Genomic DNA, 638 nt, shown 5'->3' with positions numbered 1-638 from the left:
GCACCAAAGACGGCGTTGCGCTCCTCGATGGTCGTCTCCGTGATGTCGGCGGGAAGGGCGGCGTTGTACTCAATGCAGCTCAGCGTAACCGGGCTGGGGGGGATACACACGGGGGCGTTCTTGTCCTCCACCAGTACGTCCAGCCAGCAGAAGTTTACGTTGCCAGCGGCGTCTTCTACCCGCAGGCCGACGCGTACCGTGCCCAGGTCAGCACAGGTCAGGATCAGTTCCTGGTCGTATACCTCCAGGGCGACGTTGGCGGCGTTGACGCGGGCGATGGACAGCGTTACACCCGAGCAGTCGTCGTAAGAACCGTTGTCGATGTTCTCCGGCGTCAGGACGGCAAAGCCCGTGGGCAGACCCGTCGTGGAGGAAGAACCGGAAGAGATGCCGATGTTCAGGCCGTCTTCGCAGATCGCAACGGGGGCCGTGCGGTCTTCTACCGTGAAGAGGTAGTCGGAGAAGTCCGAGTTGCCACACTGGTCGGTGTAGGTGTAGCGCAGCAGGTGCGTACCTACGGGGATGGCCGTCGTGATCTCGGGCGTAGCGTTGTTGGGGTTGACTACGAAGGAGCCGATGGGCGTAGCGTTCAGGTCAGCACCGGGGTAGATGTTGGCCGTGATCGTTACGTTGGTTCC

General features: G+C 62.1%; 1 pseudogene. It reads right to left on the bottom strand.

From position 1 onward, the window contains the following. Positions 1–638: pseudogene (locus H9S92_RS05980) on the bottom strand (hypothetical protein); the annotation flags it as partial.

This window comes from Neolewinella lacunae (assembly GCF_014349155.1).
GTDB classification, from domain to species: domain Bacteria; phylum Bacteroidota; class Bacteroidia; order Chitinophagales; family Saprospiraceae; genus Neolewinella; species Neolewinella lacunae.
The sequence above is the reverse complement of the archived record's forward strand: the minus strand, read 5'-3'. Positions and strand labels throughout refer to the sequence as shown.